The organism is Saccharopolyspora antimicrobica, from assembly GCF_003635025.1.
In the GTDB taxonomy this organism is placed as follows: Bacteria; Actinomycetota; Actinomycetes; order Mycobacteriales; family Pseudonocardiaceae; genus Saccharopolyspora; species Saccharopolyspora antimicrobica.
Genome location: NZ_RBXX01000002.1, coordinates 8,003,058 through 8,026,588 on the forward strand (window position 1 = coordinate 8,003,058; position 23,531 = coordinate 8,026,588).

Below are 23,531 nucleotides of genomic sequence, written 5' to 3' on the forward strand. Positions count from 1 at the left end.
GGAGGAGATCGGCCATGTGTGACAGCCGCGTCCACAGCGGACCGGCGGGACTACTCCGAGCCGGTCGATCGCTTCTGCAGGCGCACGAGCTGGGCCAGGTGCTGGGCAGCGGTGCGCAGCGGCTGATCGCTGGCCGACACCCGGCACAGCAGCTCGGCGCCTTCCATCGTGCTGATGATCGTGCACGCCAGCGCGCGGGCGGGTTCCTCCGCGATGCCGCCGGAGGTGAGCTTGGTGGCGAGCAGGCTCTGCCAGTGCTGCAGCGACTCGTCGGAGGCGCGCTGGATCTCCGGCGAAGCGCCGATCGTCTCCAGCGCGGCCGCCGCGACGGGGCAGCCGTCGGTCCACTCCGACTCGCGCAGGCTGTCGGCGAGCAGCAGGGCGCAGGCCGCTACCGCGTCGGCGGGATCCGGCGTGCTGTCCAGGCCGGATCGCAGCAGCTCGGTGAACTCCTCCGCCCCGTAGCGCAGGGCCTCGGCGGCGAGCTGCTCCTTGCCACCCGGGAAGAAGTGGTACACCGAGCCCGGCGTGACCCCGGCTTCCGCGCCGATCCGCTTGATCGAGGTGCCCTCGTAGCCCTGGCGCTGCAGGAACAGGGCGGTGGCACGCACGATCCGGGTCCGGGTGTCGACGACCTCGGCCGCCTCGGTCTTCTTCGCCTGCGCTCGCACTCCGCCAGCCTACTCGATTGAACGTTCATTCCAGAAGATCCCGGTTGAACGTTCATTCAAGAGGACGCTAGGCTCCCGGTTGAACGTTCGTTCAAGTGGAGGTTCTTCCATGCCTGAAACAGACTTGCTGGCCGAGCACCCCGGATTCCGGACCATGTTCGCGCCCGGCGAACTGACGGTCGGGCTGTTCCTGCCGCTGTGGCCCTACACCGGGGACATGGCGGGAATGGCCGGGCAGGGCGAGGCGATCCGGCAGGCCGACGAGGCCGGGTTCGCGGCCATCTGGGTGCGCGACGTCCCGCTGTTCGACCCCGGCTTCGGCGACGTCGGGCAGGTCTACGACCCCTGGACCTACCTGGCCTGGCTGGCCGCGCACACCCGCAAGGCCGCGCTGGCCGCGGGCAGCGCCATCTTCTCGCTGCGCCACCCGATCGACCTGGCCAAGCAGGCGGCGTCCCTGGACCACCTCTCCGGCGGCCGGCTGGTGCTGGGCATCGCCTCCGGCGACCGCCCGGTCGAGTTCCCCGCCTACGGCGTCGACTTCGAGTCGCGAGGCGCGCGCTACCGGGAGGCGGTGCAGATGTTCCGGACGCTGCTGGAGTCGACCAAACCCACGATCTCCTCGCCGCTGGGCCAGTTGCGGGGCAGCGCCGACCTGCTGCCCAAGCCCGTCACCGGTCGGATCCCGCTGCTGGTCACGGGATCCTCCCGGCAGACACCGGAGTGGATCGCCGAGCACTCCGACGGCTGGCTGGTCTACCCCGGTGCGGCCAACGCCGCGGGCACGACCGAGCTGGGCCGGCGGGTCGCGGCCTGGCGCGAGCTCGTCCCCGGCGGGCAGTTCAAGCCGGTGGCCACCAACGAGTGGATCGACCTGGTCGAGGACCCGAAGCACCCGCCGACCCCGCTGCGCGGCGGCTTCGTGCTGCAGACCGGCACCGAAGGCCTGCTGGACATGCTGCACCGCTGGCAGGAGGCGGGGATCAACCACGGGGCGCTCGGCGTCCAGCACGGCAGGCGCCCGGCGGCGGAGGCCGTCGCGCAGCTCGCCGAGGAGGTCGTGCCGCACTTCCCGGCGCTGGCCGCGCCCGCGCCGAAGGACCCGGTCTGGTGACACCGCAGCCCACAGCCGTGGACGGGGAGGTGTTCCGGCAGGCGATGCGCCGCCTGCCGACCGGCGTCGCCGTCCTCACCACCCGCGGCCCGCACGGCATGACGATCAACTCCGCGCTGTCGGTCTCGCTGGATCCGCCGCTCCTGCTCGTGGCGATCGGGCACCGCACCCGCACGCACGGCCTGCTGGCGCACGCCGAGTCGTTCACCGTGAACGTCCTCGGGGCCGGTCAGCGCGCGCTGGCGGCGCACTTCGCCGGGCGGCGAGCGGTGGGCGAGTTCGGCGGCGTGGACTGGCACCCCTCCCCCGTCACCGGCGACCCGGTGCTGGTGGGCAGCCCGGTCAGCATCGACTGCCGGATCGACCGGCAGATCGAGGCCGCGGACCACACCCTCTTCCTCGGCGCCGTCCGCCACGTGCACAGCACCGGCGCGAACGATCCGCTGGTCTTCGCCGACCGCGACTACCGGCGACTGGCGAAGGAGCCGGTGCGATGACTCTGGGTGCGGAGTTGCTGGAGAGGGGCCTGCAGTTTCCCGGACAGTGGCCTCACCGCGGGACTGGGGCGCACTGACTGGAGCTGTTCGAGGTCTGGCCGTCATTTCGGACGGCCAGACCTGGCACCCTGACGTGGGGTGGCGACCTCTGCGATTTCACTTGAAATCGGCTTACCGCGACACTGGAGGTTCCGTCGAGAACGGTGCCGATTTCAATTGAAATCGCTATACACCTCAGGTGACCACCCACCGCTGTGAACCCGAGTTGGCCCCGTCCGCAGCCGCACGGCACCCCGCGACGTTCGACCGGTACCACCACCAAAGGCTTCAGCGGTGATACCGGGGAGACCTGGCTATCAGCAGTACCGTAGGGCACGGGGCTGGGTTTGGGTTCACAGCGGTGGGTGGTCACCCTGGGTGGTGCAGCGATTTCAATTGAAATTGGATTCGTCACGCCCTCGACGAAACCTGCGGTGAGGAGAAGCCAATTTCAACCGAAATCGCGGAGGTTCACCACCGATCGATCAGCGGCCCGTTGGAACTGCGGTTCGACCGACTACTCAGGGGGTCCGAGCCGCGTGATTGAGTAGTTCAACCCGTCCGCCGGATCAGTGGCGCGCGTCACAGTGGAGGCAGCTCACGAGGCATTCGACGGATCGGGGTCGCAACCATGTTCCCTCAGCAGCAACAGCCCGAAGCACCGCTGGTGTCCTGTCTCCTGGACGAGCTGGACCGCCGCGCCAAGCTCGCCGAGCTCTGCATGAACCACGCGCTCGAACAGCAGCGCTGGGACCTGGTGCGGCGGCACCGCCGCGAAGCGCTCGTCGTCCAGGCCGAGATCCGCCGCAGGCTGGACGCGCTGGAGGACGCTCCCGGCCACGTCGGCACCCGGCTGGGTGAGCGAAGGGGCGACGCCGTCGGCTTCTGCTGATCCCGCCAGCACCTAGAATCCCGGCTTGACCGCCTGCGGTGACCGACAGCGCCGAGCCGAGGAGCGAGATCGTGGCAGTGCGAGTGGAACGGGAGGGCGCGGTCCAGGTCCTCACCATGGACCGGCCGGAGCGGCGCAACGCCTTCGACGGCGCGATGACCCAGGCCCTCGACGCGGCGCTGAACGAGTTCGAGGACGACGACTCGGTGCGGGCGGCCGTCCTCACCGGTGGCCCGGATTTCTTCTCCGCGGGCACCGACATCCGCGTCTGGGCCGGTGAGCCCACCGAGCGCGGCGGCCCGTACGGGATCGCCAAGCGCCGGCTGGGCAAGCCGCTGATCGCCGCGGTCGAAGGCGCCGCCGTCGGCGGCGGGTTCGAGATCGCGCTGGCCAGCACGATGATCGTCGCATCGCGAACGGCGTACTTCTCGTTCCCGGAGACCGGCCTCGGGCTGGTCGCCGAGTGCGGCGGCCTGTTCCGGGCACCCCGCGCGCTGCCGCTGAACGTGGCCAGGGAAATGCTGCTCACCGGTGAGCAGCTGCCCGCCCAGCGCGCCTACGACCTGGGACTGGTCAACCGCCTGACCGAACCCGGGGCGGCCGTCGCCGAAGCCCTCGCCATCGCCGAGCGGATCGCCGGGCACGCTCCGATCGCGGTCCGCGAGACCCTGCGCGCGGTCGAAGCCGCCTATCCCGCCAACGACGACCGCCGCTGGATCGACACCGCCACCGCCAAGGAAGGCGCCAGGGCATCGGCCGACGCGGCCGAAGGCGTCGCCGCCTTCCTGGCCAAGCGACCGCCGCGCTGGAGCGGCAACTGAGCACAGTGGACTGATCAGCGGGTGAGCTCCTCCAGCGAGCGGGATCTGCTCTCCGGGCCGAAGGCCAGCACGATCACCGCGGCGAGCGCGAAGAGCGCGGCGAAGGTGACGAAGGTTCCGGTGTAGCCCCACAATCCGACGATCAGCGGCACCGAGATGGGCGCTACGACCGCCGCGGCCCGGCCCAGCGTCTGCGAGGTGCCGACGCCGGTCGCGCGGACCTCGGTCGGGAAGAGTTCGGGCGTGTAGGTGTTCAGGGCCGTCGCGATGCTCTGCAGGCCCATCTGCATCACCGCGCCGAAGGCGACGACCACCCAGAACCCGGTGGCGTAGCCGTAAGCGAGCGCGCCGACGGTCACCAGGACCAGCGCTGCGGCGAGCGTGAGCTTGCGCCCGATGCGGTCCATGAGCCGGCCCGCCAGGTAGATCGACGGCAGCGCGGCCAGGCCCATCAGCGCACCGGCCGCGATCGAGCTAGCGACGCTCATCCCCCGGTCCACCAGCAGCTTCCCCACCCAGGTGCCGATGCCGAAGAACGGGAGCATCACCATCAGCCACATGGCCCACCCGAACGCGGTGCGGCGCAGGTTGCCCCGCGTGAACAGCGCTCGCAACCCCGGCTCGGCGGGCGGTGCCAGCTTTTCGGCGACTCGGGTTTCGGGATCGGGCAACGGCGCCCCGTGCGCGGCCTCGACCTGCTGCTCGAACCGGCTCATGACGGCATCGGCCTGCGCGTGGTCTCCGCGGCTTTCGTACCAGCGCGGCGATTCCGGGAAGCTCCGGCGGACGTAGAGGGCCAGCCCGGCGACGGCGAACATGACGCCGAACATCAGTCGCCACCCCAGGCTCGGTCCGACGGCCGACACCACGCCCCACGCGATGAAGTTCGACGCCACCACCCCGAACGCACCGAGGATGACCAGCTCGCTGTTGGCGCGGGCCCGGCGCGCCGCCGGGACGAACTCGGCGAGCAGCGTGAAGGCCACCGGCAGTTCGGCGCCCAGCCCGATACCGGTGATCAACCGCAGGACGACGAAAGACTCCATGTCCCAGGCGAAAGCCGTCAGCAGGCTCGCGACGCCCCAGACGAACATGCTGGTGACCAGCACCGTCCGCCGCCCGACCCGGTCGGCGATCGCACCCGCCGCAGTGGCCCCGACCGCCATGCCCACGAACACCGAGCTGGCCACGAGACCGGCCTGCGCCCCGGTCAGCCCCAGGTCCTGGCTCACCGGCGCGAGCAGGAACGACTGCATGCTGAGGTCGACGGCGTCCACCAGGTAGCACAGCGCGAGGACCCAGACCAGCTTCTTCTGGTAGCCCGTGAAGGGCAGCCGTTCGAAGCGGTCGCCGATCGAGACGCCGGGAGCCTCGTTCGGCGCCCCGCTTCGCGAGGGGAAGGATGTCACGGTCCGCACCTTTCGTCGTTCGGACGTTGTCCCGCTGGTCGGGCAGAAGCGATGCGCGAGCTCATCGCCGAGTATCGGGGCCCGGCGCGGTCGATCTCGATCACGGTCCGGCAGCGGATGCGCCGGCCTTCCTCCAGGTCCGGCCGCCACGACGGGGAAACCGGCACCGCGCGACGGCCCAACCGATCTGCCCGAACGGACCAGCCGGTCTGCACCCGGACACGTCGCACCGCGGAAGACGCCCTCGTCACCCACCAGCCACAGTGGACGCGCATGGGGATGACGAGGCCGGGAGGCGAGCGCCGAACCGATTAGGCCGAATGAAGGAACATCGCGAAAGACGCACTCGGCCGCCGATGGCCGTCCACTACCATGTGATCTTCATCTCGTGGGGATCACGATGCGGACTGGGACGAGAATGGGCCAAACCATCACGAGGTCTCGCGCCTGGTCGGCGGTTCTGGTGATCGGCGCGGCGCTCCTCGAGCTGTACTTCCTCCCGGAGCAGTGGCTCTTCCGGCTGGTCGTCGCCGTGCTGGCGCTGTCCGGGGCGATCCTGGGCGGGCTCGCCCTGTGGGGCGGTTCGGGGAAGGTCCGGGAAATCGTGGTGCCCGAGCGGATTCCCCCGGCACCGCAAGCACCGCCGCCGCGTGACCCGGTGCGCGAGCGGCCACCGGTGCACATCCCCGGCGGCCCGGCACCACCGAGGTTCGGCAGGGGCTCGAAGGCCCAGGCGCTGCCGTGGCTGCTGCCCGCGCACGCGGTCTACCCCGGGATCGCCGCGGACGAGGCGCAGCTCGGCGACCTCGCGGTGCGCGCGGCGTCCGTCGTCGGGCCGGGGCACCGCTGCGAGGAGCCCGTGGTGCCCCGCCAGGACGCCTACCGGCTCGGCCGGGACGACGACGGGCGGTACCTCATCGCCGCGGTCGCCGACGGGGTGTCCAGCAGCCGGTCGGCGGAGCTGGGCGCGACCGTGGCGGTCAGCGCGGCCATCACCATGCTGCGCGATCGGCTGAACACCGCCCCGGATCTCGAAACCCTGGCCGCGACGGAGATCTTCAGCGGAGTGGCCGCGCAGATGACGGACACCGCCACGTCCCGGAACCTGCGCGGCTCCGACGTCTGCGCAGCCCTGGTGATCGCCGTGATCCCGGCTCACCCGGTTCCCGGCGAGCGGGAGATGTGGGTCGCGTGGGTGGGGGACGCGTCGGTGTGGACGCTGCGGGACGGCGTGTGGTCCTTCGCGGCGGGCGACGACAAGCGCACCACCGACGGCGTGGAGTCCAACGCGCTGGCGCACGTCCTCCCGGACAACCCGTTGACGGTCACCAGCAGGAGGTTCCAGCTGCGAACCGGCGACGTGGTGGCGCTGATGACCGACGGTGTCGGTGACGCGCTGGCCACGCTCGGCGAAGCGAACGGGTACTTCGCGAGGAAGTGGGCCGCTCCGCCGTCGGCGACCTCGTTCGCCGACGACGTCGGCTACGACGCGGAGCGGTTCATCGACGACCGCACCGCGGTGGCGGTCTGGGTGGGCACCCGGGAGGAGCGATGACGAGCTCCTGGCCGCTGCCCGCCGTGATCGGCCTCGACGAGCTGGCACCGCTGCAGCGGACGCTCAGCGACGGAGCGGGCCAGAGCACCGGCATCCACCCCATCGGCGACCACCCCGGCTGGCTGGCCAAGCTCTACCGGACACCCGGCGGCCACGGCGAGGCGACCCGGCTGGACGAGCTCATCGCGCTGCCCGCAACCATCGGCGCCGACGACGCCGCGACGCTGAGCACCAGCACGTCCTGGCCGGTGGCCCGCATCACCGACGGGGACGAGCTGGTGCACGGGTGCGTGATCCCGGCCGCCCCGGACAGATTCCGCCAGGGCAGCGACGGGGAGTTCCGCGAGATCGACACGCTGGCCCGGACGGCCGACTCGTTCGCGCGGCACGGCCTCCGGGCGCCGAGCAGAGCCGACCGGCTCCGGGTCTGCCGGAACCTGGTGCGCGTGGCGGAGGTGCTCGAGCGCCACGGGCTGGTCTACTCCGACTGGTCCTACTCCAACGCCTTCTGGTGCCACGACGACGCATCGGTGTTCGTCATCGACATCGACGGGTGCGGCACCGGATCGGTCCCCAACATCGCCCAGCCCAACTGGGACGACCCGCTCACACCGCGCCCGGACGAGGCCGACTCCCGCACCGACCGGTTCCGCGTGGCGCTGCTCGTCACCCGTTGTCTCACCGGGCAACGGGATCTGACCGTGGCGCTCAACGATCTGGCCGAGTCGGACGGGCTGGGCAACCGCGGGCTGCGGGAGGTCCTGCTCGACATGCTGCTCAGCGAGGACCGCGAGCGGCGGCCCTCGCTGGCCGAGCTCGGCACCGTCCTCGCCGGCGGCCTGTACGCCCGCTTCGGATCACCACCGGCGCGCAACCAGATCCCGGAGCGGCCCGCGCCGCCACCTCCGGTCACCGTCGTGAGCGCCACCCCGGGGACGAACGTCGACTGGAAGACCACTGCCACGACACCGAGCGCGAGCAACGGCGGGCCCCAGCGGGAAACCGTGTTCCTCGGCATCTTCTTCGGTGTGGTGGTGCTGCTGCTCCTGATCGTGATCGTCGCGAACAACGCGTAGGAGGAGACGTCCATGGCCGAAGGCCCGTACACGATGAAGCAGAAGTGCCTGCCGACCTACGTCGTGATCGACGCCTCCTACTCGATGACGCCGTACCAGGACACGCTGAACCAGACGCTCGCGCGGCTGCACCGGAAGCTGGCGGGCAGCCCCAGGGTGTCCGAGTTCGCGCTCATGTCGATCATCGCGTTCTCCTCGTCGGCCCAGGTCGTGATCGAGATGACCGACATGGAGAAGATCCCGGTCATGCCCGACGTGGTGTGCAACGGCAAGACCGACTACCGCGCGGCTTTCGACCTGGTGCGCAGCCGGATCGACGTGGACGTTCCCGCGCTCAACGCGCAGGGCAAGGCGGTGCTGCGGCCCGCGATGTTCTTCCTCACCGACGGCCAGCCCACCGAACCGGGCTGGGAGGCCGCCTTCCGCGAGCTCGTGGACCCGGCCTGGAAGCGGCACCCGCACGTGATCACCTACGGGTTCGGCTCGGTGCAGAGCGAGGTGCTGAGCAAGGTCGCCACCAAGGCCGCCTTCTACGCCGAGCCGGGCACGCGCAACGACGAAGCCCTCGGCCAGGCGATCAACAGCCTGCTGAACTCGCTGGTCGCCTCCTCCCGCAGCGAGGAGATGCAGATCCCGACCGTGGCCGAGGGATACCGGACCATCCCCGTCGAGTACATGGACTGATGCCGATGACCAGCTGGGACCGCTCCGCCGTGCTGCTCGGCGCGGCATCGGTCTGCGTGGCGGCCGCGGCGGTGGTGTCGATCGCCGCGCGGCTGCCCGCCACCGAGGAACCGCCGCCCGGACGCGAAGTGCAGCAGCACGCGCCGCAAGCTCCCGACACGGAGGTGACCAGGTGAAGTGCCATCACTGCGGCCTCGACAACGACCCCAACTTCCTGCTGTGCGCGCACTGCGGCCACAAGCGGGTCATCGACCTCTCCGGCGGCGCGCAGCCGACAACCACCGCACCTGGCGCGACGCCGGGTGCCGCGACCGGAACGGACGCGACGCGCTACCTCTGCGCCGCGCTCCAGCTGGACGCAGGACTCAACGACAAGGCCCTCCAGAAGATCCTCGATGAGCAGTACCGCGCGGTGGTGTCCTCCCCCGGAGTCGACCTCGCCACGGTGCTCAAGTACGGGCTCGCCGCGCGGCGGAGGCAGCGGATCCGCGACGTGCTGATCGTGCTCCTCGCACTGATCGGGATCGGCTTCCTGTTCAGCGAGGAGCCGCAGTGGTTCACGCTGGCGCTCTTCGCCGGGTGGGCGGTCATGTTCATCGAAACCCTCTCGGCCCGCTACGGGTTCCTCTCCGCGCAGCTGCGGCGCGACGCCTTCGACCCGGCGAACGCCCCCGTGCCGAGCAATCGGCACGCCGCGGCCCGGCTGGCCGAGATCGCGGGCCAGGACCGGGGAAATCTCACGGTCTTCGCCGATTACACACCGTTCGCCGGCCACGGGGGCACCATCGACACCTGGTCGTTCACCCTCAACGTGGCCAAGGCCGTGGAGGGCGAGGACGTCGTCGAGTTCACCGTGCAGGAGTTGCACGACTTCATCGCGGGCTCGGTCCGCGACCTCGGTCTGCCCGGCGTCCTGGTCGAGGACCGGGTGTTCGTCAGCGGCCACGACCTGCTGCACGATCTCGAACCGCCGGTGCGGCAGGCGATCCTGCCCGATGAGCTGGCCGCTCCGGCCACGCACGCCGACGACGCTCTGCTCGCACGGCTGCGCGAGGACCCCGAGTGCCGGGCGCGCCCGTACCTGACCGTGCGCGTGACGGGCTGGAACGGCGATCTGGTCGTGACGATGTTCCTGCGGTTCGTGCTGTCGGCGCAGAAGGACCTGCTGTTCGTCGAGGCCAACTACTCGCTGCTGCCGCCGGTGAAACGGCGCTACCAGCAGATCGACCAGCTGCTGCGCAGCCCGACCGCCAGGCAGTTGGGCCGGCTCGCGCTGCTGAGCCTCCTCAAGATCGTGCCCGCCGTCTTCGAGGGCGTGCAGCGCATTCTCGGAATTCTCGGCTCGCCGCTGGCGCAGGTCTTCAAGTCGCTGCGCGAGCGGCGCGAGATCACGCAGGAGCGGACCTTCAACTACGGGGCGACGATGAGCCTGCGCGAAGCTGCCGCCGACAACCGCTACCACCGGTACTTCCAGCAGCTCGACAAGGAGATGTACGCCAAGCTCGCCGAGCGCCGGGTGATGGACGCGCTGGAGCAGTTCCTGGCCGACCACAACGTCGACACCAGCGATCTCAACGAGCGCCAGACGACGATCCTGAACAACGGCGTGTACGTGACGGGGCAGGGGAAGCTGAACGCGATGAGCGTCGCCGCGGGCACCAACGCTATCGCCAGGACGGTCCAGGCCGTCCGGAACGCGGCACCGAACAACAGGCAGGGATGAGCCATGGGCGACAACTACGGGATCCAGATCGGCGGCTCGGGCAGCCTCCGGGCCGAGTCGGTGGCCGCCGGCCAAGGGGCGCAGGCCATTTCCGCGGGTGGCTCGGAGGAAGTGCGGGAACAGGTGCGCGTGCTGCTCGCGGCACTGCGGGCCGCGCGCGACGAGGGCGGGCTCGACAGCGACGATGTGGTGGCCGACGCCGAGCTGCTCGACGCGGAGATCAACGACGACAGCCCCGACAAGTCGAAGGCCCTGGGACTGCTGAACAGGCTCTCGTCCGCCGTGGCGCAATTCGGCGACCTCGCGACCGCGGTGCGGAACACGCGGGACGCCGTGGATTCGTTGTTGGCCTGACCGGGAAGAGGCAGTATGGCGCATCAGGCGGAGCCGGGAGATCTCGTCGGTGGGCGCTACCGGCTCGTGCTCGGCTCCGGCCACCGCTGGCGGGCACGAGCCGAGGACAGCGGCGCAGAGGTTTCCCTGGAGTGGGCCCGGTTGTCCTCGGCGGATGAAGCGGCCGAGCACGCCGCCCGGTTCGAACGGGAACGCACCGAACGCGAGCAGCTCCAGGCTGCCGCGCTGCGTGCCTGCCCCGACCTCGTCTTCGTCGATGACGTGATCGCCGACGCCGACGTCCTGTGGTCGGTGACCCGGCTGGTCGAGGGCCGCACGCTCACCGAAGACGTGTCGGCCTACGGGCCGATGGAGACCGAGACCGCCAGGACGATCGCCCGTGATCTCCTGAAAGCACTGGCGGCCGCGCACGAAGCGGGGATCGTGCACGGCGCGCTCTCCCCCGCCACCGTGCGGCTGACCGGCGATGGCAAGGCGCTGCTCACCGGCTTCGGCACATCCGACGACGAGCAGGCCTACCGCGCGCCGGAGCGGGACCACGAGCGGCACGGAGACCTCTTCGCGCTCGGCGCGACGCTGCACTTCGCGCTCACCGGCGCACCACCCGTGCTTCCCGGCAGCGCGGCTGGGGACATCGGTGAGCTCAGATCGCTGATCTCTCGGCTGCTCGCCGAAGATCCGCGGCAGCGGCCGACCGCGGTCGAAGCACTGGCGCTGCTCGAACCTCCCCCGGCTCCGGCCCAGCACATCGCACCGCCGGCACCGAGCCCCGCACCGCCGAAGCCGTACTCGGTGGCACCCGTGGTGGGTCTCGTGCTGGTCGTCGGTGTGCTCATCGCGGTCATCATCGGCCTCGGCCAGTCCGAGTCCTCCAGCGACGCGGACTCCGATTCGAGTGCGGAAAGCACCTACAGCGAAGAGGAGACCACCAGCTACGACGAGACCAGCGAGTACGAAACGAGCGAGGAGGAGACCAGCGAGGCGGAGGAGACCACCCCGGAGTACGACCCCACCGAGGAGGCGTTCGACGAAGTCGAGGCCGGGCAGTGCCTTCCGATCTACCGGGACACCGACGGGGAGTGGTCCGCATCGATGCCGCCCGGCCCGGTCGCGTGCAACGATCGCCGCGCCGGAGTGTTCCTGGTCGTGAGCACCACCATGAGCGCCGACGACTGCCAGTCCACATCGGACGACTACACCTCGTGGAGCTACACGGGGAGCTCGGGCACGACGACGCTGTGCCTGGACCGCGTCTGGGTGCCGCGATACTGCATCCCGGTCACGTTCAACAGCGACGACACCTTCTACTACGGCAAGGACTACGCGGTCGAATGCGACGGCAGCGACCTTCCCGAGGGGTACGACAGCACCCTCCTCGTCGTCAGCGTCCGCGATGCCTCGGAAAGCTGCCCCTACAGCCCCGGCTGGTCCTTCATCGCGGACGAGGGCAGCAGCCGGGTGTGCCTGGCCCGGCCGGCATAGCCCGGCGCATCACGCGGTGGGCACCATCGAGATGGCCAGCCGGTTGTAGGTGTTGATCAGCGAGACCGTCCACACCAGGCAGACGATCTGGGTGCGGTCGAAGTGCTCGGTCGCCGGGAGGTAGTCCGCGTCGGGCACTCCGCCGCTGAGCCGGGTGATCGATTCGGCCAGCCGCAGCGCGGCCCGCTCCGCCGCGGTGAAGTGCTCCGATTCCGCCCAGTTCGCCAGCTCCCGCAACCGGTGCTCGGACTCCCCGCTGTCGAGCGCCTGCTTCGAGTGCAGCTGCTGGCAGTACCCGCAGCCGTTGATCTGCGAGGCGCGCAGCCGCACCAGCTCGATCAGCCGGGCGTCCAGTCCCGCCTGCCGGGCGAGGTCCTCGGCGTCGCGGCTGAGCTGGTGCAGCGCGGTGAACGTCGTCGGCGTCGTGCCGCCGATGTCGAACCGGAGGCTGGTCACATCTGTCATCGTGCGGTCTCCTTCTCGAGTTCGGCCGCCATGGCGGTGACCGTGCGGCGGCACACCTTGCCGGTCGCGGCGAGCGGCAGTTCCGGGAGCCGGAGCAGGTATTCCGGCAGTTTGCGCCGTTCCAGACCGCGTTCGGTGGCCAGGAACTCGGTGATGTCGGCCAGCGTGAGCTCAGGCGCGGCCGCCGCCTGGCTGATGCACGCGCACATCCGCTCCCCCAGGTCCGCGTCCGGCACGGGGACGCACGCCACGTCCACGATCGCGGGGTGCGCGCTGAGCTCGCGCTCGACCTCCGCCGGGCTGATCTGGTAGCCGCCCCGGGACACCACCTGCTTCAGCCTGCCGAGCACGTGCAGCCTGCCGTGCTGGTCGAACGTGCCGAGGTCGCCGCTGCGCACCCAGCCCTCCGGGGTGCGGTAGCGGGCGTCGAGCTCGGCGTCGGCGACGTAGCTCAGCGGTGTCATCGGGCCCCGCGCCCAGATCTCGCCGGTCGGCGCGTCGACCCCGTGCTCGTCGACGATGCGGATGTCGGCGACCGCGGGATCCGGCGTGCCGGTTCCGGGGACGTCGCCGGTCCTGGCGGTGTGGCAGTTGATGCCGTCCGACGAACCGTAGATGGTGATCACCTGGCACCCGAAGCGCTGCCGGCAGGCGGCCGCCGTCACCTCGGGCAGCGGCGCGCCGCTGGACACGACGGCCTGGAGGCTGGAGAGGTCCTCCTCCGGCGTTGCGGGGTGTCCGGCCAGCCGCCGCAGCATGGTCGGCACTCCGAACAGGTGCGACGGGCGGTGCCGCGCGACCATGCGCAGCGCCTCGGCCGCGTCGAAGCGGTCGGCCAGGATCAGCGTGGAGCCGAGCGCGGTGAGGCTCACCACCGCGCACGAACCGTAGGACGTCGCCGTCTTCACCAGCAGGAGACCGCGCATCGGGCCGTCGCCGCGGTGCAGGGCGCGGACGTAGTTCGCCCGGCCGCCGCCCATCGCGTTGTGCGAGTAGGCGATCATCTTCGGCTCCGCCTGCGAACCGGAGGTCACCAGGATGCGAGCCGGGCCATCGGGATCGATCGGCGACGGCTCCCAGCTGTGCTCGTACGGGGCTTCGTCCAGCGACCCCGAGCCGAAGGTGAAGACTTCGCGCAGGTGCGGCAGTTCGGCGGCCACCGCCGCATCCGCCTGGTCGGCGAAGATCGCCGCGGTGGCGCGGGAACGCCCGAGCAGGCTCCTGGTGTCGCGGCTGCCCGGCCCCGCCGGGTACGGGAGGGCGACCGCGCCGACGGCCACGACCGCGAGTTCGGCCACGAGCGCGCGCCAGCCGTTGGGCAGCCTGATCCCGACGATGTCGCCGGGCCCGAGCCCCGCGCCGGCGAGTGCGGCGGCGATCCGGCGCACCTCGCGGTCCAACCCGGCGTAGTCGAGCGTGCGCTCGTCGTCGATGACCGCTTCCCGCCCGGGGTGGGCGCGGACGCGTTCGCGCAGCAGCGCGTAGAGGTCGCGGTCCGGGCAGTCGCCGCGCTCGACCCACCGGCGGCGCAGGTCCGCGGGCACCAGGTCGCGGATCTCGATGCCGTTGCGGGAAATCCAGGTCACGAGAACTCCCAGGGAGCGAGCGGGAAGGCGTGGGTGTCGCGGCCGAGGGCGGCGGCGAAGCGCGGGTCGGCGGCCAGCTGGCGGAGATCGGTGCACACCGGGGTCACCACGGTCTCCACCTCGGAGAGCTCCGCTGCCCAGAAGCCGCTGGGCCGCTGCCGCAAGCGTTCCGGGACGGTGTCCGGTGCGGTTCCCAGAGCCGCGGCGAGCCGCGCCGGATCCGTCCCGGACAGCACGGCGAAGCCGTCCGAAGTACGCAGCGGCTGATCCAGCACCGAGCGTCGCGGTGGCCGGGGCACGACACCGGCGCTGGAGAACAGCGAGCTGTCCACCCGCACTCCCTCCCCGGTGCGCTGCCGGTGCAGCAGCGCGGCCAGGACGCCCATCGCGCTCACCGCGCCGCCGAGCACGTCGGTCAACGTCATCAACGACGGCGCACTCGGCTCGTCCGCGGACTGCACCGCGGCGGCCAACCCGCTGTGCGCCTGCACCAGGAAGTCCGTGCCCACCGGCGGCTCCGGCCACCGCAGGGGTTCCCAGCCCGACGACCACGCGTAGACCAGACCGGGGCTGACCCGGGCCAGGTCCCCGGCGTCGAGGGCCAGCTGCGCGGCCTTGCCCGGCGCCCAGTTGTGCACGAAAGCGTCCGCGTCGGCGACGAGTTCGCACAGCTCGCGGCGACCGCTCGGGCTCTTGACGTCCAGCTCGACGGTTCGCTTGCCGTCGTTGAGCGCCCGGAACCGCGCCGAGCAGTCACCCGACATCGGCGGAACGCCGCGCATCGCGTCGCCGCCCGGCGGTTCGACCCGGACGACCTCAGCACCCAGCATCCGCAGCAGGTGCCCGACCAGCGGTCCCTGGATCCGCCTGGTGGACTCCACCACGACGATGCCGTCCAGCGGTGCGACACCGCGCCGCTGTGCGAACCGCGCCGTGCCCGGCAGAGCGCGGAACGCGCACGCGGGCACCGCGGCAGGCGGCGCCGGATCGTCCCGCACCGGCAGCACGCTCACCCCGGCGGATGCGGCCACCGACGCCACGGTGCCGTAGTCCACTTCTCGCAGCGCCCGGTGCAGCGCCTCCGGCAGATTCGCCGCGGCGGTCGCGAAGCGCTGCTGGAACGGCCACCAACCGTCGGCTACGGCACCCGAATCCGCGCCGAGCTCCGCCCAGAACCGGAGCCAGCCCTCGGCGTGCAGCACTTCCAGCTCGAAGCGGACGCCGTCCCGGCTGGTGAACGGCGGGCGCCCACCGGCCTGCCAGGTCTCGACCCAGTCATCGTCGGTGGTGGCGACCGCGAGGTACTGCTGCACGGACAGCAGCGCGGCCTCCGCCACCGAAGTCCGCACGGAGCTGAACCGCGCACCGCGTGCCCGCGCCAGCGACGCGGCCAGAACGCCTTGCGCCGCGAGCACCCCGGCCAAGGTGCTGGCGTAGTCGACGCCGAGGCGCCGCGGACGGCCTGCCGCACGCCCGTGCACGTGCATGATCCCGCACGCGGCCTGCACGGCCTGCTCATCGGGCAGCTCGCGCTCGACCGGCCCGGCCCAGTCGATGTCGCACGCCAGCGCTTCGGGTTCTCCGGGCAGGGCCCGCAGCTGGTCGGCCGCGACGCGGGCCGCCACCTCCGGCCCCGTCCGCACCGCCGTCAACGGTGCTGTTCCTTCCGTCCCTGCACCGAGTAGATGACGCTGGAGGACGCGCGGAACGACGGATCGCGCATCACCTCGCGGACCGCGTGCAGCTCCTCGCCGGTCATGCCGACCGACAGCAGCCCGTCCCACAGGTGGTAGGTGTGGTGCAGCTGGAGGCCGATGTCCGGCGAGCCCGCGTGCCGCGGCCGGGCGCTGGGCAGCGGATCGACGTCGACGAGCCCGGCGGCGCGCATCGCGCGGGCCACCTGCCGCCCCCAGGACGGGTCGCCGCCGTTGCGGCGCATGAGCTCGCTCTTGGCCGCGAGGAACTTCTCGTACAGCCGCGCGGATTCGTCGTCGGGCGCGAGCAGCACCGGCTCGTAGGAGGTGTCGAACTCGTCGATCTGCAGCCAGCCACCGGGCTTGAGCGCCCGGACCAGCTTGGCCAGCACCGCGTCCCGCTCGGCGAGGTGCTGCAGGACGAGCCGGGCCACGATCAGGTCGAAGTGGTCCTCCGGCAGCGGATCGGCGGTGATGTCGTGCTCCGCGGTGGACATGTTCGGATGCGCCGGGATGTCGGTCAGCTTCACGTCGGTGGCCAGCACACTCCCGGTCGGTCCGACCCGGTCGGCGAGCCACCGCGCGACGCTCCCGCCGCCGCAGCCCACCTCCAGGCAGTGCCAGCCCTCGCCGACGCCGGTGGCGGCGAGCCGCTCGGTCGTCAGCGGGTCGTACGCGGCGGCGAGGCACCGGTGCTGCTCGCCGCTGTGCGGGTTGTGGTTGTCGAAGACGTAGCCGCCCGGGGCGGTCTGGACGTGCGTCACTGCAGTTCCCCTCAGAGCTTGGTGGTCAATGGCTTGCTCGGGTGGTCGCTTGGCGGAACCTGAGTGCTTCCCCGGACTGCGGGTGCCCCTCCTGATGCATGAACGAATGCACGGCGGAGGGGCCGTCCTCGCCCAGAGAGCCACCCAGTGGCGGGCCACCGTACCCGCCGGTGGTCACCCTGCATACGTGCTCGAAGCGGCTGCCGCCGCTTACAAAGGCGAGGACGGCTACGCCGACAGTGCCCTCAAGTCCATCGGCCGGTGCCGCACGTGGCGGTGCTGCCGGTCAGCTGTTCGCGCAGGTCCATGCGGCGCACCTTGGCGGTGCCGGTGCGGGGCACGTCGTCCCAGCGCAACGACACCGGCTCCTGCATCTGCGGCAGTCGCCGGCACGCGCGCCGCCACGCGGCGGGCGAAAGAGTTCCGTCGGCGGTGATGATCACGGGCAGCGGCGGCTTCCCCGGTTCGGCGAGCAGCACGCACTCCAGCGCTTCCGGCAACCGGTCCTCGAGGACGTCCTCGATCTCCAGGCAGCTGCCGTCGGGCGTGCGGTCGACCTCGCGGTCCAGCAGTCGCACGCTGCCGTCCCACCGGCGGACGCCGAGGTCGCCGGTGATCCACCACCCGCCCACCTGCTTGTCCGACCAGCGCTGGGACTCGCCGAGGTAGTCCAGGCAGCGGGCCGCAGTGCGGGCCAGCACGAGCCCCGGCTGCCCGGGGCGCACCGGGCGGAAGGTGTCCGGGTCGACCAGCCGCAACCTGGTCTTGACCGGGATCGGGCGTCCGACGTCGTGCGCCGCCTGGCGGCGGGCCAGCGACCGGCGGGTGTGGAAGCGGAAGGTGAGCGGCCCGGTCTCGGTCTGCCCCCAGCCGTCCATCCACAGTGGATTCCGCTGCCGGCTGGCGGTCAGGTAGGCGCGGATCGTCGGCGGGTGCACCGCGTCGTAGGTGCTGATGTAGAGCCTGACCCGGCGGAACGGGTTGTCGAGGCGTTCGGTCAGCGGCCGGAACCGCACGTAGGACGCGGGCAGGCCCTCCATGATCGTGGGCGGGTGCGCTCGCAGCACCGGGTCGGCGCGGTTCGGGTCCTGGCCGGTCAGGATCACGACCTCGCGAGGCGCCATGCTCATCACCACGGCCGTCCAGCAGAAGGTGCGGCCGTGCGCGTAGGAGCTGGCGGTGGCCACGACGTCGTCGCCGCGGACCCCGATCTTGGGCACCCGCCGCGCCTCGAACCGGGCCAGCTCGCCGATGATCGTGCGGGTCGAGTGGACCACGAGCTTCGGCACGCCGGTGGTGCCGGAGGTGTGGTCGATCACCAGCGGCTCGTCCTCCCCGCGCCGCTGCGGGGCCGGAACCCGGCCCCCGCGCACCTGATCGAGGTGCACCGCGCCGGGCACCGCGACGTCCGAGGTCACCGTGACGCGGGCGAAGGACGTCAGGTCGGTACCCGCCGCGCGGCACCGCTCCAGCTGACCGGCGGTGGTCATCAGCACGGCAGGTGCGAGCCGTTCGAGCAGGATCGCCAGCGCGTCCGGGGACAGCTGCGCGGACAACTGCGCGGGCACCGCACCGACCCGCGCCGCGGCGCAGGCGAGCAGGTCGTAGTCCCAGTGGTTGTCCTTCAGGATCGCCACCCGGTCACCGCGCCCCGCACCGGCGGCCGACAGCCAACCGGCGGCGTCGCGGACGAGCCCGGCCAGCGCCACCGCGCCGTACTCCGTGCCACCGTCCGGGGCGATGTCGAACGGCCGGTCCAGGTGCACGGTGGTCGCGGTGCGGCGCGCGGCGCACTCGTCGAAGAGCACACCCATGTCATGCGGTCTCAACGGGAGTTCTCCAGGTCCTCGGTCCGGATCGGCAGGCGCTTGCTGAACACCGGTCGCACCAGCGGGCGGAGCCGGCTGAGGACTCGCGACGCGGCGAGCGCTCCGGCACGCACCGCGCCTTCGCTCGCCGGGCGCAGCATCACCCAGTCGCCCGCGTAGTCGACCGGGCCGACCGGACGAGCCATGAACCGGGCTCTCCGGTGCAGCGCGGCCGGTGTGGCCTCGGGCAGCCCGAAGCGGTGGCGGTGCACGAAGTTCAGCCGGTTGACCGCGTCGAAGCCCGGCAGGTAGCGCGGCACCGCACTGGTCAGCCGATCGATGATCTCCGCGTCCGGGGCCGACAGCAGATCCGGGATCGTCGCGGCGTTGGCCATCAGCGTCAGCAGGCCCTTGCCCGCCGGTGCCCGGCCGGGGTGCTTCTCGTGGTCGAGCACGATCGCCGACAGCACCTGCTCCTCCACAGCGGGCGTGAGCAGCACGTACGGCCGGTCGCCGCCGGGTACGGACAGCGGCGCGTCCAGCAGGCAGCTCACCTTCAGCGCCGGGGTGAAGGTGCACGCGGCGAGGAATTCCGCTTCCTCCGCCGGTGGATTCGCGTGCAGCTCGGCGGCGACGGGAGCCGGTACGCACAGCAGCACCGAGCGCGCGGTGACCACGTCCTCGCCGGTCTGCAGGCGGGCACCGCCGTCCTCGGCGATGACCTGGTGCACCGGCTGCCCGGTCGCGACGTCCAGCTCGGCGGCCAGCCGGCGGGCCGGGGTGTCCATGCCGTCGCGGTAGGTGCACCAGGTGCCCGCGCTGCCCACCGACAGCAGCAGGTTCACCATGACCGCTGCGGCCGATCGCTCCGTGTTCCAGCCGAAGAAGCTCCCGGCGACCGGCTGGAAGAGGTAGTCGTGCAGGTCCGGGTGGTAGCGGCGGGCGAAGTCGGCGACGGTCTCGGCGGCCAGCAGGCTGCGCTCGGGGCGGTCGTCGTCGAAGTCCCCGCGGTGCCGGAACGCCCACGCCTGGAAGCGGATCAGGTCGAGGTGCGCGCGGCAGGAAAGGCCGGCGCCGCTGAGCAGCGCGCGTGCCTCGGCGACACCGGCGTGCGCCTGCCCGTCGCGCCAGACCGCCAGCGGCCGTCCGATGCGCGGCACCTCGTCCTCGGTCAGCCCGAGCCGGGTGATCAGCTCCCAGGTCGCCCGGTAGCCGCTCGGGGAGATCTGCTCGGCCCCGGTGTCGATGGTCCAGCCGCCATGACGTGCGCTGGCCATCCGCCCGCCGACCTGCGGCGCGGCTTCGAACACCCGCACCGACAGACCGGCCCGCCGCAGTTCGTGCGCCGCCGTCAGCCCGGCGAGACCGGCGCCGACCACCGCGACGTCCAAGTCTGTCCCGCCTCTCCGCGATTCACAGTGGTGGTTGCGTTCGGGACTGATCTCGCGTATCGCGGTTTCTTGTGGCTGAGCTGCGTCACGGTCCCCTGGGGTGCGGTCGGGCGGGACTGGAGTTGGCACAGGACGCCCCTCGGGGTTGCTCACGCGAGGATCCCCGTTCCGATCAGCAGGTTCGCCAGGACCAGCAGTGCCACGTACGTGCGGTGCACGGTGAAGCCGAGCTTGCGGGCGCGCATGATGTCACCGCGGCCGAAGCCCAGGTAGTACTGGCGGGCGCGCAGGATCGTCGCGGGCAGCATGAGCAGGACGAACCACGCGGGCGCCACTCCGGTCAGCGATGCCGCCGCGACGAGCACGAACTCGCCCGCCGACAGCGCGCCGATGAAGATCGCGTTGCCGCGCGGGGAGGTCAGCGCGGCCACCGTCGGCCGGCCGACCGCGCGGTCGCCCTCGACGTCGTTGGTGTTGGAGTACACCCCGAACATCAGCGGTCCCATGCCGAACAGCACCGCCTGCACCAGCAGGAAACCGGAGAACTCGCCGGTCGCCAGGCCGTACGGGCCGAACACCAGCGCCACCCCGAGCGCGACCAGGAACGCCTCCTGGAACCCGTGGTAGCTCAGCTTCATCCCGTAGGAGTACTGCAGCGAGATCACGTAGGTCGCGGCGATCAGCACCACGGTCCACATCGGACGATACGGGGCCACCGCGATCGCCCCGGCCCACAGCAGCGCACCGGCGCAGGCCGTGATCCAGGCGAACCGCATCGCCTCGGCCTCGGTCAGCGTCCCGGCCACCAGCGGCTTGCGCAGCTTCTTGCGCAGCGGGTTGTTGGGCCCGTAGTTCTCGATGTCGCTGCCGTCGCGGTAGCCGGTCACGTCGTCGAGCGCGACCATCGCGACGATGGTGCAGACCTCGCCCGCCAGGAACAGCAGCAGCATCGGCACGGTGCCGGGCGCCACCGCCGCGACCGGCAGCAGCACCGCGGCGGAAACCACCAGGATGCCGATGTAGTAGTCGAACACGTCGAGCTTGCCCAGCCGCAGGTAGCTGCGGAACTTGCTCTCCTGGCGGGTCTCCGGGCCCGCGCCGCGGGCGAGGTTGACGTCACTGGTCATGGTTGGCGTTCCTCCGTCGGTCGCCGAACTCGCAGACGGCGTCGGCGATGCGCGCGACGTCCGCGTCGGTGAGGTGCGGGTAGATCGGCAGCGCCAGGATCCGCTCGCTCGCGTGCTCGGCGTTCGGCCAGCACCCGTCGGCCGGGGCGTGCGGGGCGAACGCGGCCTGGCGCGGAAGCGGCTGCGGGTAGTAGACGTGCGAGGCGATGCCGCACTCCGCGAGGTGGTCGCGCAGTTCGTCACGCCCTTCGACCTGCAGGCAGTAGACGTAGTAGCAGCGCCCGTCGCGGCCTGGCGGTGGTGCGACGATGCCGCGGTCGGCCAGCGGCGCGAATCGTTCGGTGTAGTGGTCGGCGATCGCGGCCCGGCGCTCCAGCCGTTCCGGGAAGCCCGCGAACCGGTGCAGCTGGAAGGCCGCCTGGATCTCGTCGAACCGGCTGTTGGTGCCGATGGCCTGGTGCACGAACCGCTGCCCGTCCTGGCCGTGGTTGCGCAGCACCCGCACCCGGTGCCCGAGCTCGGCGTCCCGGGTCGCCACCGCGCCGCCCTCGCCCGGCATGCCGAAGGACTTCACCTGCACGAAGGAGAAGACGCCCGCCTCGCCCCACATCCCGGCGGGCGTGCCGTCCAGCACCGCTCCCTGCGCGACCGCGGAGTCCTCCAGCAACCGCACGCCGTGCCGCTCGGCCACCGCCGCAAGGCGTGGCATGTCGGCCATCACCGAGAACATGTGCGCCGGCATGATCGCCTTGGTGCGGTGGTTGATCAGCCGCTCGACGGAGTCCGGGTCGACGACCATGGTGCGCCGGTCGATGTCGGCGAACGCGGGCTGCGCGCCGACCTCCAGCACCGCCGAGGCCAGCGGCGCGCAGCCGAACGCGGGCACCACGACCTCGTCACCCGGGCCGATCTCCATCGCGCGCAGCACGAGGCCGAGCGCGGCGGTGCCGCTGCCGCAGGCCACCACGTCGGCAGCACCGAGCGAGTCGCGCAGCACCTCCTCGAAGCGCCGGGTGTGCTCGCCGAGGATGAACTTCTGCTCGGGCGCGGTCGCGATCTCGCGGATGAGGTCGAGCATGACCTTGCGGTCGCTCTCGAACAGGTCCGGTGGGAAGAAGGGGATCCCGGGTTCCATCAGGCGCACCTCCGGGCACCGAAGTCGCTGATCGCCGCGCACACCCGGTCCAGCTGGTCGAGGGTGAGGTCCGGGTACAGCGGCAGCGCCACCGCCCGCTCGCTCGCGGCCTCCGCGCGCGGGAAGTCGCCGCGCCGGTGGCCGTGCCCGGCGAAGCACGGCTGCAGGTGGAACGGCACCGGGTAGTAGCTCTCGGTGCCGATCCCGCACCGGTCCAGGTGGGCCACCAGCTCGTCGCGGTGCTCGACCTCGATCAGGTAGACGTACCAGACACCGGCGGAATCCGGTGCGGTGTCGGCGATCTCCGGCAGCCGGACGACGCCGGGCGCCCCGGTCAGCCGCTGCCGGTAGGCCGCGGCGAGCTCCGCGCGGCGGGCGATGTCGGCGTCCAGGCAGGTCAGCTTGGCCGACAGCACGGCGGCCTGGATGTCGTCCATCTTGCTGTTGGTGCCCGCCATCCCGGTTTCGGTGGCGATGCCGGGAAAGTTGTCGATGGTGCGGCCGAACCGCCCGTGGTGGCGCAGCCCGGACACCAGCTCGGCGATCCGCGGATCGTCGGTGAGCACCGCACCCGCGTCGCCCAGCGCGCCCAGCGTCTTCGACGGGAAGAACGACAGGACGCCGCCGGCGCCGTGCAGCCCGGCGTGGACGCCGCGCTGCCGCATGCCGATGCCTTCCGCGCTGTCCTCCAGCACGGTCAGTCCCCGGCGCCCGGCGACCTCGGACAGCGCGGCCATGTCGGCCATCTGGCAGAACAGGTGCGCGGGCAGCACGAACCGGGTGCGCGGGCCGGCGACGCGGTCGACCTCGGCCGGGTCCAGCGCGTAGGTGACCGGGTCGACGTCGGCGAACACCGGGCGGCCGCCGGCCAGCACGACCGAGGTCGCAGTGGCGACGAACGAGTAGACCGGGACGATCACCTCGTCACCGGGCCGCAGTCCTGCGGCGCGCAGCAGCAGGACCAGGGCGTCGGTTCCGCTGTTGACGCCGACCGCGAAGCGGGCGCCGGTGTAGTCGGCGAGGCTTCGCTCGAACTCGGCGACCTGGCGGCCGTGGGAGAACTTCCCGTTGTCGAAGACCTCCTCGACCCGCGCGCCGATGTCCGGCCAGAGCCGGTCGAACGTGCGGGCCTGCGAGAAGAACGGGATCGGATCCGCCGCGCCCTCCTGCCGGAGCCCGGGGGTTTGCGTCCCGCGGGACAAGAAGACCACACTCCTGACTGGGTGCTGAACTGATCGAGACAG

At 71.6% G+C, this 23,531-nt stretch carries 22 protein-coding genes; 11 read left to right on the top strand and 11 right to left on the bottom strand.

Annotation, left to right across the window (positions count from 1 at the left end; all coding sequences use genetic code 11):
• Positions 1–50 precede the first annotated feature (50 nt).
• On the bottom strand, positions 51–671 hold the full coding sequence (locus ATL45_RS37720) for a TetR/AcrR family transcriptional regulator (protein WP_093146217.1): 621 nt from the start codon (positions 669–671) through the stop codon (positions 51–53).
• Between the two features lie 109 nt (positions 672–780).
• Between ATL45_RS37720 and ATL45_RS37725 the strand changes: the two genes are divergently transcribed.
• The 4 genes from ATL45_RS37725 (at position 781) to ATL45_RS37740 (ending at position 4,034) form a co-directional block, all read left to right on the top strand.
• Positions 781–1,785 (top strand): LLM class oxidoreductase, encoded by a 1,005-nt coding sequence (locus ATL45_RS37725; RefSeq protein ID WP_093146218.1) that lies wholly within the window; start codon positions 781–783, stop codon positions 1,783–1,785.
• Positions 1,782–2,282, top strand: coding sequence for a flavin reductase family protein (locus ATL45_RS37730; protein ID WP_143121536.1), 501 nt, complete (start codon positions 1,782–1,784; stop codon positions 2,280–2,282). The genes ATL45_RS37725 and ATL45_RS37730 overlap by 4 nt, the downstream gene beginning before the upstream one ends.
• Positions 2,283–2,952: 670 nt before the next feature.
• Positions 2,953–3,213, top strand: a complete 261-nt coding sequence (locus ATL45_RS37735) for a hypothetical protein (protein WP_093146220.1) — start codon at positions 2,953–2,955, stop codon at positions 3,211–3,213.
• A 71-nt stretch (positions 3,214–3,284) separates the two neighbouring features.
• The gene (locus ATL45_RS37740) at positions 3,285–4,034 is read left to right on the top strand and encodes an enoyl-CoA hydratase-related protein (protein ID WP_093147306.1); all 750 of its coding nucleotides are present in this window, start codon (positions 3,285–3,287) and stop codon (positions 4,032–4,034) included.
• Between the two features lie 14 nt (positions 4,035–4,048).
• Here ATL45_RS37740 and ATL45_RS37745 read toward each other — a convergent pair whose 3' ends face one another.
• On the bottom strand, positions 4,049–5,443 hold the full coding sequence (locus tag ATL45_RS37745) for an MFS transporter (protein WP_143121537.1): 1,395 nt from the start codon (positions 5,441–5,443) through the stop codon (positions 4,049–4,051).
• A 418-nt stretch (positions 5,444–5,861) separates the two neighbouring features.
• Here ATL45_RS37745 and ATL45_RS37750 point away from each other — a divergent pair, with 418 nt between their 5' ends.
• From ATL45_RS37750 to ATL45_RS37780, 7 genes are read left to right on the top strand one after another with little or no spacing between them, the layout of a single operon-like run.
• A complete protein-coding gene (locus ATL45_RS37750) occupies positions 5,862–6,998 on the top strand; it encodes a protein phosphatase 2C domain-containing protein (RefSeq protein ID WP_170210470.1) in 1,137 nt (378 codons plus the stop codon).
• Entirely contained in the window at positions 6,995–8,074 is a 1,080-nt protein-coding gene (locus ATL45_RS37755) for a hypothetical protein (protein ID WP_093146223.1), read from the top strand. The genes ATL45_RS37750 and ATL45_RS37755 overlap by 4 nt, the downstream gene beginning before the upstream one ends.
• Positions 8,075–8,086: 12 nt before the next feature.
• Complete coding sequence (locus ATL45_RS37760) at positions 8,087–8,758, top strand: vWA domain-containing protein (RefSeq protein WP_093146224.1); 672 nt, start codon at positions 8,087–8,089, stop codon at positions 8,756–8,758.
• A 5-nt stretch (positions 8,759–8,763) separates the two neighbouring features.
• A complete protein-coding gene (locus ATL45_RS39225; protein ID WP_170210471.1) occupies positions 8,764–8,934 on the top strand; it encodes a hypothetical protein in 171 nt (56 codons plus the stop codon).
• Positions 8,931–10,481, top strand: coding sequence for an AbeC-like domain-containing protein (locus ATL45_RS37765; RefSeq protein ID WP_093146225.1), 1,551 nt, complete (start codon positions 8,931–8,933; stop codon positions 10,479–10,481). Before ATL45_RS39225 ends, ATL45_RS37765 begins: the two co-directional genes overlap by 4 nt.
• 3 nt (positions 10,482–10,484) lie before the next feature.
• On the top strand, positions 10,485–10,835 hold the full coding sequence (locus ATL45_RS39230; RefSeq protein ID WP_093146226.1) for a hypothetical protein: 351 nt from the start codon (positions 10,485–10,487) through the stop codon (positions 10,833–10,835).
• Between the two features lie 15 nt (positions 10,836–10,850).
• Positions 10,851–12,317 carry a protein kinase domain-containing protein gene (locus ATL45_RS37780; RefSeq protein WP_093146227.1) on the top strand — a complete coding sequence of 489 codons (1,467 nt, stop codon included), beginning with the start codon at positions 10,851–10,853 and terminating at the stop codon, positions 12,315–12,317.
• 9 nt (positions 12,318–12,326) lie between these two features.
• Here ATL45_RS37780 and ATL45_RS37785 read toward each other — a convergent pair whose 3' ends face one another.
• From ATL45_RS37785 to ATL45_RS37825, 9 genes are all read right to left on the bottom strand, one after another.
• Positions 12,327–12,782 (bottom strand): carboxymuconolactone decarboxylase family protein, encoded by a 456-nt coding sequence (locus ATL45_RS37785; protein ID WP_093146228.1) that lies wholly within the window; start codon positions 12,780–12,782, stop codon positions 12,327–12,329.
• The gene (locus tag ATL45_RS37790; RefSeq protein WP_093146229.1) at positions 12,779–14,368 is read right to left on the bottom strand and encodes a class I adenylate-forming enzyme family protein; all 1,590 of its coding nucleotides are present in this window, start codon (positions 14,366–14,368) and stop codon (positions 12,779–12,781) included. The genes ATL45_RS37785 and ATL45_RS37790 overlap by 4 nt, the downstream gene beginning before the upstream one ends.
• Complete coding sequence (locus ATL45_RS37795) at positions 14,365–16,011, bottom strand: CoA transferase (RefSeq protein ID WP_246025906.1); 1,647 nt, start codon at positions 16,009–16,011, stop codon at positions 14,365–14,367. Before ATL45_RS37795 ends, ATL45_RS37790 begins: the two co-directional genes overlap by 4 nt.
• Before the next feature lie 5 nt (positions 16,012–16,016).
• The gene (locus ATL45_RS37800; RefSeq protein WP_093146230.1) at positions 16,017–16,826 is read right to left on the bottom strand and encodes a class I SAM-dependent methyltransferase; all 810 of its coding nucleotides are present in this window, start codon (positions 16,824–16,826) and stop codon (positions 16,017–16,019) included.
• Between the two features lie 245 nt (positions 16,827–17,071).
• Positions 17,072–18,640 carry a class I adenylate-forming enzyme family protein gene (locus tag ATL45_RS37805; RefSeq protein ID WP_093146231.1) on the bottom strand — a complete coding sequence of 523 codons (1,569 nt, stop codon included), beginning with the start codon at positions 18,638–18,640 and terminating at the stop codon, positions 17,072–17,074.
• Between the two features lie 11 nt (positions 18,641–18,651).
• Positions 18,652–20,025 (bottom strand): protoporphyrinogen/coproporphyrinogen oxidase, encoded by a 1,374-nt coding sequence (locus ATL45_RS37810; protein ID WP_177241882.1) that lies wholly within the window; start codon positions 20,023–20,025, stop codon positions 18,652–18,654.
• A 149-nt stretch (positions 20,026–20,174) separates the two neighbouring features.
• Entirely contained in the window at positions 20,175–21,152 is a 978-nt protein-coding gene (locus ATL45_RS37815; RefSeq protein ID WP_093146232.1) for a UbiA family prenyltransferase, read from the bottom strand.
• The gene (locus ATL45_RS37820) at positions 21,142–22,287 is read right to left on the bottom strand and encodes a DegT/DnrJ/EryC1/StrS family aminotransferase (protein WP_093146233.1); all 1,146 of its coding nucleotides are present in this window, start codon (positions 22,285–22,287) and stop codon (positions 21,142–21,144) included. Before ATL45_RS37820 ends, ATL45_RS37815 begins: the two co-directional genes overlap by 11 nt.
• Positions 22,287–23,498 carry a DegT/DnrJ/EryC1/StrS family aminotransferase gene (locus tag ATL45_RS37825; protein WP_439332479.1) on the bottom strand — a complete coding sequence of 404 codons (1,212 nt, stop codon included), beginning with the start codon at positions 23,496–23,498 and terminating at the stop codon, positions 22,287–22,289. The genes ATL45_RS37820 and ATL45_RS37825 overlap by 1 nt, the downstream gene beginning before the upstream one ends.
• Positions 23,499–23,531 lie beyond the last annotated feature (33 nt).